We start from the raw sequence: 9177 nt of genomic DNA on the forward strand, positions 1-9177 counted from the left end.
AATTTTTTCTTGCGCTTACCCTGGTATTGCATTGAGCAGACTATTCGATTATAAATCGAATAGTTGAAATTTTTAAATAAGTAAAATCAATTTACTAGAATTATTGGGTGTTAGCATACAGTTAACTCTACACATTGACATTAATTATATATATTTTTAGTTTTAGTTATTAGATTTGATTATCATAACTATATTAGTTTAATATCAATTCATATTATATTGCTGAATTAAACCAATTTTTTACTTCTTAATAAAGAAGTTTTTGATTAGCTTTTACAACCAAAATATAATCAGCGTGTTGATGAAATAGCGAGTGGCTATTGCATCAACACGCCGTTTTTCATTTGTCAGACACGCCAACGAGTTCTTAAAAATTAGTCATGAATTCATTATTTTATATTTGTTGATCAACTTAACCTGGTGATTGTATCACACTCTTGCTTATTTGTCAATCTAAGTGAGATGCGTTTGCCCTGTCTTTAAAGCCTGTGTTTATAGCAATTCTTATTTAGATGAGGTACAGATTCCTGAGTTTTAGGGGGCAGCAACTTTTTAGCAACTAGCAGGTAAGAGGGAAAAGGTAAAAAATTATGTGTACCTCATAGCTATGATAAACCCTATTATTTGTTAATAAAACTTATTTTAATAAAATAAGTTTCGTTATTTTTAATTCAAAATTAAAAATAAAATTAACAAAATTTAAAAAAATATATAACCAAATCCATTAAATTAAAAAGTAGAATAAGCTTTGTAAATTGATGGGATACATTGGGAATTATCCATAGATACCCATGACTACAACTAATAGTTTTCTTAACCTTAAGTGGGAACGAAAATTTGAGGATAATGCTATGAGCGATCCTGATAGAGAAATGGAGATGCGATCGCCACAACTACTTCAACAGCAAGTCCAGGAGCAAGTTGACCAGGCGAAGACCGAGGCCCGTAAAGAAGAAGTTATCGACATTTACGAAGATTTGCTCACCACGATCTGGAGCCGGATTATGCCGACCTTAGGTAGAGTGACAGTAGTGTCGATTATGGAAAGAGCTCTAGCTTTGACAACGGAAAAATATCCCCTGATTGGCTATTTAGAATCGAGTGCCGAGGGAATTTCGTTTGAGGTGTTTCGCCAAAAGGTTTCACCAGAACAACGGTTACTAATTCCTGAGGCCCTCAAAGAGTTAGTCACAACGTTAATCGATATTCTAGCCATCTTGACGGGCGACATTCTAGTCAGACAATTACTCAAGGAAATTGAAGGGAAAAAACTTATATGATCAGGCCTCGGACAAAGCCCTTAGGTAAACTGCCTACTAGTATTCCTGGTCTAGACTCGATTCTGGCTGGTGGTATTCCGGAATTGTCCATTAACATCATCACTGGGCCACCCGGATCTGGTAAGACAATCTTTACCCAGCAAATACTATACACCAATGCTAGTACACAGCACAAAGCCCTTTATCTCGTTACCCTATCGGAACCTTCAGTAAAATTACTGCACTACCTACAAAAGTTTGATTTTTTTGACCCCAGTAAGGTAGGTACTGCGGTAATTTATCTCGACATCGGCGAGATTATCCGAGAGCAGGGTCTAACAGAAGCGATCGCTGCCATTATTAATTACGTAAAGGAGTACCGACCTGGGCTGATCGGCATTGATAGCTTTAAAGCTATTCATGATTTGGCAACGGATCCCGTAGAAGTACGTAAGTTTGGCTACGACCTCTCAGTGCGTCTGACTACTTGGGGAGTAACAGCTTTTTTAGTAGGGGAATACACTGACGAAGAAATTAAACATCAACCCATCTTTGCCATCGCCGATGGGATTATTCGTCTGCAAAATCAGCCTCTGGGGTTACACTACCAGCGTTATTTAGATGTGCTCAAACTCAGAGGGGAAAATTATTTTACCGGCTTGCATCCCTTTGAAATCAGTCAGACTGGCATAGAAGTCTATCCCCGGATTAAGATGCTGAAAAACTTATCATCGAAGCAGAAGACCAGCCAACAAAAACTTTCCACTGGCATCCCTGAACTGGATAGGATGTTAGATGGGGGATTGCAGCATAGCACGGCAACTATGGTTGCTGGAGGCGCAGGCACTGGTAAAACCTTGATGGGACTTCACTTCATTGTGGCTGGAATTCTCCAAGGGGAGCCTGGAGTAATTGTTACCTTTCAAGAAAATCCCCAACAGCTCAAAGCCATTGCCCTGTCCTTAGGTTGGGATTTAGAGGCCATGGAAAAGCAGCGAATGCTAGTGCATCTGTATGATTCTCCCGTAGAACTACAGCCGGATATCCATGCTGCTAAAGTTAAAGCTGTTGTAGAAAGGGTTAAGGCTCGCCGGATTATGCTTGATTCTCTCAAGGATATTGAGATTGCCACCCCAAATAAGGTTCGCTACAAAGACTATATTTACTCCTTAGTGAACCAGTTTAAACTTCAAGGTGTGACCACCATAGTAACCAACGAAATTGGGGAGCTATTCGGACCGTTTCAGTTGAGTGAACATGGCGTATCCTTTGTGGTGGATAATGTTATCCTCTTGCGCTATGTAGAACTATCCGGTCGCATTGGACGAGCCATAAACATTATGAAGGTCAGGGGAGCGCCCCACAGCAAAGAAATCCGGTTTTTTGAAATTACCTCAGATGGAATTCGCATCGACGAGGTGATTCAAGCTCAAACTGGTGTGCTGACTGGAATGCCTGTCTTTAATAATACTTACTCGAATGACAATGGCTTTAAGGAGTTGCTTAACCAGAGTCGTAATATCATGAAAATCTTGCAGGGGGTGGAGGAGATGGACATCAATGAATTAGCCAATCGCACTGGATTCAGCCCTCAAGACTTGCTCCATGAGTTAGAGAATCTCAAGCAGCAGGGTATGGTAATTACCTGGGAACATCAGAATACAACCTATTACAAAGCTACGATTTGATTGATTATTTGGATTGATTATTAGTTAAATTACCACTAATGACTAATCACTAATGGCTAATGACTAAGCCCACAATCAAATTAATGTCCACAGGAGTGCCAAATCTGGATGCCGTTTTGGGCGGTGGCTTTCCCATCTACTCATTGAATATCTTGGCAGGGGCTCCTGGCACTGGCAAAACCATTTTGGTGCAGCAGATTCTGTTTAACACTATCAAGAACCAACCCCATAAGAGAGCTCTTTATCTCAGTACCCTTTCCGAGCCAACCCTCAAGGTGGTGCGTTATATGCAGCACTTCCAATTCTTCGATGCTCAAGTATTTGGTGAGCAGGTGATCTATAGTGATCTCGGTTCATTCTTAATTGAACAACCGATGCCTAGGTTGGCGGATCATATAGTGGGTTTGGTCAATCAACATCAAGCAGAAGTTATAGTTATTGACTCTTTTAAGGCCATTGCTGACCTGACCGAAAAAAGTGGTGAATTCCGCCGTTTTTGCTACGAACTATCGGTTCGCCTCGCCAGTGCTCGTTGCACTACTTTTTTAGTGAGTGAATCCGATCGCTCCCAGATTAGCAACAGTGCAGAATTTGCTTTGGCTGATGGCATTATTTACCTTTCGACCCATGAGGAGGCAGGGGAGCAACGCCGTTGGTTACAGGTTCATAAATTACGGGGTCTGGCACCCTATATGGAACCATTTCCGTTTGTGATCACTAATGTGGGGGTGCGGATTCTCAGCCCTACCCTAACCCTCAGGCAAAAGTCGGTGAGTTGGTCAGTGCCAGCAGGGCGTATGGTGATGGGAATTCCGGGTTTGGATAAACTGTTGCGGGGAGGTATCCCCTACGGTCGTTCAATCATCCTCTCGGGAGTTGCTGGCACTGGTAAAACTACCTTTGGCCTACAGTTTCTCATGGCTGGAGTTGACCGAGGGGAAAAAGGTTTGCTCTTTTCTTTTGAGGAAACCCCCTCTCATCTGTCCCAGATGGCAGCCGGTTTTGGTTGGGACTTAGAACTTCTGATTCAACAGGAAATGCTGCGCATTGTCTTTGTTACCCAAACTAACATCCGGGTTGAAGAACACCTAGATCAAATTGCTCAGGAAATCGCCTCCTTCCAGCCTCAACGTTTTGTGGTGGATTCAATATCAGTCTTGCTCTACAAAGTCAATAACCGAGCCATCCAGCGAGAAAAGACCTTCCAATTGGCAACCCTGATGCAACAAATCGGTGGAGTGGGTATCTTGATCTCAGGTATCCCTGCTCATGAAACTGGACACCTATCCAGCTTTGGTGTGGAAGAAACCATTGTCGATGGCATGATTGTGCTATCAAAAGAACTGGTTGGTCGTAGACGCGATCGCTATCTAGAAGTGTTTAAAATGCGAGCATCTGACCATGTCTGTGGTTCTCACCCCATGGCAATCACAGAAAACGGTATTGAGATATTTTACAGTCCCAGCCAAATATCCCCCCCCTCAACCACCGAATCATTAAAATTTCTTGGGGATACGACCTATTTAGTGTTTGGGTCACTCCAAAAATTGCTCCCAGACAAAATGCCCTATGACACCGCTTGCTTGGTGGAGGGCGCTCCCGGACTGGGTAAGAGTACCCTAGCCTATCAGTTTTTGCTCTCAGGCTTGCATCGCCAAGAATCAGTGCTATATATTAGTGCCGATATTCCTAGGCAGCAAGTTTATCAAACCCTCCCAAGTTGGGGATTACTCCCTGACCCCTACCTGGAAGCAGGGCAGTTGGTGATCCTCGATACCTTTAGTCCTATGGTAGAGACATTGCCAGCAAATTCTGTACACCTGAATCTGAATGACCCGGAGATGCTTTTGCTCAGGATTGCGCAACAGCTTGAGCAGATGCCTAAACCCTGTCGAGTAATCTTTGACTCCCTCACGCCTCTACTAATCACCTGTACTCCTAGAGAGTTTATTAAACTGGTCTACCGTAAAAATCGTCAACTCCGTCAGCCTGATGTGGCAGTGTTAGATATTTTTGTTCAGGACGGAATCGAAAAAAGCGATCGCTACAATTTACTGAACCTTTATGATCTGGTAATAGACCTTTATTCACCTGACTGGGATGAAATGAATAACGGAGCAGACATTGGCTACAAAAATTGGCTGCGAATTAGTAAAATTCGTGGCGCTAAGGCAGATCAGCGTCCCTACCCTTACAGTATCTCCCCCACTAACGGGATTGTGATTGAGAGCACCCCATCTTAATCAACGATTCTCGATCACGATTCATTTCCCAAACAGTAGAAAATCTCTCGACGCTTCCATAACATCTAGCGAAATCAGCGTGTCGGAACAAACTTTTGCTATCGACCACTCCAGAAAGACGCGCGCAAAATACCAAAATTTATGAACTGATCAACTATTCTCAGCCGTTAGTCTTATATTTATGAGTTTGTTTGAGAAATACGGTCTAGATTCTGATGCTAAATAGCCTTTACACTATCATTGCCCCTTAATATAAAAACATTTATGTTTAAAAATTATGACAGGCAACCAAGCGGTGTGGCAAACAATCTTTGACCAAATCAAGGCAACTATTGACCCACCAATTTGTGGTATGCTTCTTCTAGAAGAGCAAAAGACTCGGTTGCTTATTGTGCTAGGTCAGCAGTCAACTACTACTGCGGCTGAGCAATTGCTAGCTTTGGCACTGATTACCTTGGCTAGCTTAACTGACCTAGACCTCCAACCAGACCAAATTCAGATGGAGTTAGTGGCATCACAGGAAACTGATGCCCCAAAAACCGTGGCTTATTTAGCCCAAAATGACCTGAAGCGACTGTTTGTTACTCTAAGTTTTCTAGCATTTTGTTCGGAAACGCGATCGCTAAATGTTGCTGCCTTAGGGCAAGCACTACGAGAGAGCACCCTGATGCAAAACGCGATGGCTGGATTGGCGGGCTGGAGTCTAATCAATCGTCAGGGGGTGATGATTTATCGCTACCCAGAAGCCCCGGAATTAGATTTAATTGATAAATACTATTCCGATCGCCGCTATTTTCAACAAGCTATCAAGGGACGCACCTATATATCAACAGTTTTTCGGGCGAAGAGTAACCTGTGGGTTGCCGTGGTTTCTTTACCAGTGATTGGAAATGATGGGCAGGTAGTGGGGATAGTATCTGGGGGTTTGGATTTGGCAGGAGTGCGGTCATTTCTGAGCGTGCCAGTGATTGATGACCGTAAAATCAAGGGTCTAATTACCATTGCTAGTTCAGAAGCAGACGCTTTTGGTGAGAAACAATTGAAGGTTATCAGCTCACTGGGCTCTTGATAGTGATCAGTCAAAACTTTCCCTTGTTGGTTAATCACTACCGGATAGCTCGACAATATCTGCCGTTGTGAGGCTGGTGTCTGTAGCAGAGCTGACTTGATGATCAGGGCAAACTGCCGTTGACCTGATCGGATGCGAGTAGATCTGCCAAGGATTTTCCTTGACTATCAAGACCTTCAGGGTTTGAAGTCTGTGACTAGATGTGTTATGTAAAAGATTTACTAACCTTTCTAGCCCATCTGGAAAAACAAGTGGCTCTCGCTGATGGGGTCTTGTTTGGTGCAGGTACAATGCCAGCCTATGGTGTCAAGTTAATTTAACTTAAACTAAGAGACAGGATATCTGGTCATATCTCGTCTGATAACTCCCTCGATCGATAAAATAAAACTTGAAGTTACATACTTGAAGTAAACTGTAAAAACGTTAAGGCTCAAGGTAACAAACATGCCAGTTTCTGAGTAATTGATCGAAGGAATTGTTTCAGACTTGGCCTTGGCCTATTGGCCACGCTACGCGAATGGCCACGCTACGCGAACAGACTTGCTGACTTGACCAATCTCAAGTTCCCCTAATCCTAGATTACCCCAATGGTTCAACAACCCAAGCTTGACTATTCCGTTATCTGGGTCAACCGCATGGCAGATATTCCCCAATCCCCTTGGGATCACCTTGCCCAACCCCTAAAAACCCCTTTTCTGGAGTGGGAGTGGTTGAATACTATTGAAACATCTGGCAGTGCTACTGCTAAAACCGGTTGGTTGCCCAATCACTTAACGGTGTGGCGAGATAGACAGCTGATCGCTGCTGCACCTATGTATGTCAAAGGTCACAGTTACGGAGAGTTTGTCTTTGACCAACAGTGGGCGGATTTATCCTATCGCTTGGGCATTTCCTATTATCCGAAGTTGTTGGGTATGACACCATTTACCCCAGCGGTAGGCTATCGGTTTTTGATCGCACCGGGAGAAGATGAAGATCAGTTGACACAAATCATGGTAAGTGCTATTGATAATTTTTGCGATCGCAATCATCTGTCTGGTTGTCACTTCCTCTTTGTTGACCCGGATTGGCGACCAGTAATTGAACGCAATGGTTTTAAGGGCTGGCTACATCACAGCTATATTTGGCAAAACCAAGGCTTTAGTAGTTTTGAGGATTACCTAAAGGTCTTTAATGCCAATCAACGCCGCAATATTAAACGAGAACGTAAGGCTGTAGCCAAAGCAGGTCTGACCCTGAAAATCTTAACGGGGGATGACATTCAAAAATCCTTGTTTCCCTTAATCTACAGCTTCTACAGCAGCACCTGCGATAAATTTATGTGGGGTAGCAAATATCTCACGCGCCAGTTTTTTAAACAGTTGTATCCTAACTACCGTCAGCGAGTGGTACTAATTGCTGCTTATCGGGAGGAGGATGACCAAAAACCAGTAGGAATGTCCTTTTGTATAAATAAGGGCAATCATTTGTATGGTCGTTATTGGGGCTGTTTTCAAGAATTTGACTGCCTACATTTTGAAGCCTGTTACTATGCACCGATTGAGTGGGCAATCGGCCAAGGAATCACCATGTTTGACCCTGGTGCTGGTGGGCGTCACAAGAAGCGTCGTGGTTTCCCAGCAACTGCTAACTATAGTGTTCATCGATTCTACGATAAACGCTTTGACCGGATTTTTCAAAACTATATCGATGAGGTTAATTTAATGGAACGTGAGGAAATTGAGGCTATTAATCAAGATTTGCCCTTTACTAAGCGCGAGATTAACTTTCAGATTCCGGATTGATTAGCAGTTGAGGAGTATTTTGAATAAACGTGGCTTTTGCACAAAGCACGTAAGCATTCAGCGGTCAGCGGTCAGCCGTCAGCTTGCCATAACTAATATTAAAAGAATGCTTACTTATTTTATTCAAAAGTTCCGTAGCTTCCTAATAGCCCATAAGCACATCAAGTAGGGTGCGCTTAGCACATTAGCTGATAGCACATCAAGTAGGGTGCGCGATCGCATTAGACATCTCCAGAAACTCGGTTTTGACCCAGGCAGTGCAAGGGTTTGAGGTTAATTTTTGGAGATGTCTATTAGGTGATAGCTGATAGCTTACCAAAGCACAGATCAGATTTCCCGGATCTGAATTGAGATCAGGTCTTTACATAAGGTCATTAGGTGTGCTAATATTACCAATTCCTAGCATACAAATCAGGTATTGCTCAGCCCAAGTACAACAATAATGAGTAATTTTCGCCAATGCTCACCCTATGACCTGCTAGCCCTGGCTGTCGATGAAGCGTCGGAGGGAAGACACGCAGCCGCATTGCGTTATATGACCATGGCTGTAGAGCGTTCTAAGCTTCCAGAATACGCTAGTGACGCTCAAACCTTTATTCGGTTGCACAAAGCCACAGGGACTTTAGTACAAAGCTGCCTCTCCAGCCCTGAGGAAGAAAATCCAGCTAGGCTTTACTTTATCTTAGACAAGGGACGCAATGCGATTCGGATCGGTTACACTACTAACCCCAATGGTAATATTAGAGGGCTTGAAACTAAGAGTGTAAAGACTTTAGAACTAATAAAAATTATCCCAGGAAGTGCTAAGATGGAAACCGAATTTCACAGAAAGTTCCAACATCTTAGGATTTCTGGGGAATGGTTTGATGCGACTCCAGAAGTGATGAGATATATATCATCTCTTTGACTTTGTAATCTATCAGCTGTCAGCTATCAGCTGTCAGCTGCGTGCACGCTACTTGAGGTGCTATCAGCTGACAGCTGATAGCTGGTTATTTACGGAACAACCAAAGCTGAAAGCCCCGTGTTTTTAAACCGGGTCAGAAGTTACCGCAAGAATAGTGCAGCCAAAGCAAGTTGGTAGGCTATGCATTAAAGGTGACAGGTTTTGTTGTAAGGCTGCACTATTAATCA

At 43.1% G+C, this 9177-nt stretch carries 6 protein-coding genes and 1 pseudogene; all 7 read left to right on the forward strand.

Features of this window, described 5'->3' with window-relative positions:
• Positions 1-791: 791 nt before the first annotated feature.
• Positions 792-1280 (forward strand): hypothetical protein, encoded by a 489-nt coding sequence (locus tag F6K37_RS24465; protein WP_008187418.1) that lies wholly within the window; start codon positions 792-794, stop codon positions 1278-1280.
• A complete protein-coding gene (locus F6K37_RS24470; RefSeq protein ID WP_008187417.1) occupies positions 1277-2947 on the forward strand; it encodes an ATPase domain-containing protein in 1671 nt (556 codons plus the stop codon). The genes F6K37_RS24465 and F6K37_RS24470 overlap by 4 nt, the downstream gene beginning before the upstream one ends.
• A gap of 59 nt (positions 2948-3006) precedes the next feature.
• Entirely contained in the window at positions 3007-5190 is a 2184-nt protein-coding gene (locus tag F6K37_RS24475; protein WP_287252707.1) for a DUF7125 family protein, read from the forward strand.
• A gap of 277 nt (positions 5191-5467) precedes the next feature.
• The gene (locus F6K37_RS24480) at positions 5468-6259 is read left to right on the forward strand and encodes a hypothetical protein (RefSeq protein WP_287252708.1); all 792 of its coding nucleotides are present in this window, start codon (positions 5468-5470) and stop codon (positions 6257-6259) included.
• A 587-nt stretch (positions 6260-6846) separates the two neighbouring features.
• Positions 6847-8043, forward strand: coding sequence for a GNAT family N-acetyltransferase (locus F6K37_RS24485; protein WP_008187409.1), 1197 nt, complete (start codon positions 6847-6849; stop codon positions 8041-8043).
• A 442-nt stretch (positions 8044-8485) separates the two neighbouring features.
• Complete coding sequence (locus F6K37_RS24490; RefSeq protein WP_008187408.1) at positions 8486-8950, forward strand: GIY-YIG nuclease family protein; 465 nt, start codon at positions 8486-8488, stop codon at positions 8948-8950.
• 132 nt (positions 8951-9082) lie between these two features.
• Positions 9083-9177: pseudogene (locus F6K37_RS45625) on the forward strand (RNA-guided endonuclease InsQ/TnpB family protein); the annotation flags it as partial.

The sequence above is a fragment of the Moorena sp. SIO4E2 genome, from assembly GCF_010671945.1.
Taxonomy (GTDB): Bacteria; Cyanobacteriota; Cyanobacteriia; order Cyanobacteriales; family Coleofasciculaceae; genus Moorena; species Moorena producens.

Bases quoted from the DNA above. Each gene is read 5' to 3' on its own strand.
- F6K37_RS24465 (WP_008187418.1), top strand. From the start codon at position 792: ATGACTACAACTAATAGTTTTCTTAACCTTAAGTGGGAACGAAAATTT.
- F6K37_RS24470 (WP_008187417.1), top strand. From the start codon at position 1,277: ATGATCAGGCCTCGGACAAAGCCCTTAGGTAAACTGCCTACTAGTATT.
- F6K37_RS24475 (WP_287252707.1), top strand. From the start codon at position 3,007: ATGACTAAGCCCACAATCAAATTAATGTCCACAGGAGTGCCAAATCTG.
- F6K37_RS24480 (WP_287252708.1), top strand. From the start codon at position 5,468: ATGACAGGCAACCAAGCGGTGTGGCAAACAATCTTTGACCAAATCAAG.
- F6K37_RS24485 (WP_008187409.1), top strand. From the start codon at position 6,847: ATGGTTCAACAACCCAAGCTTGACTATTCCGTTATCTGGGTCAACCGC.
- F6K37_RS24490 (WP_008187408.1), top strand. From the start codon at position 8,486: ATGAGTAATTTTCGCCAATGCTCACCCTATGACCTGCTAGCCCTGGCT.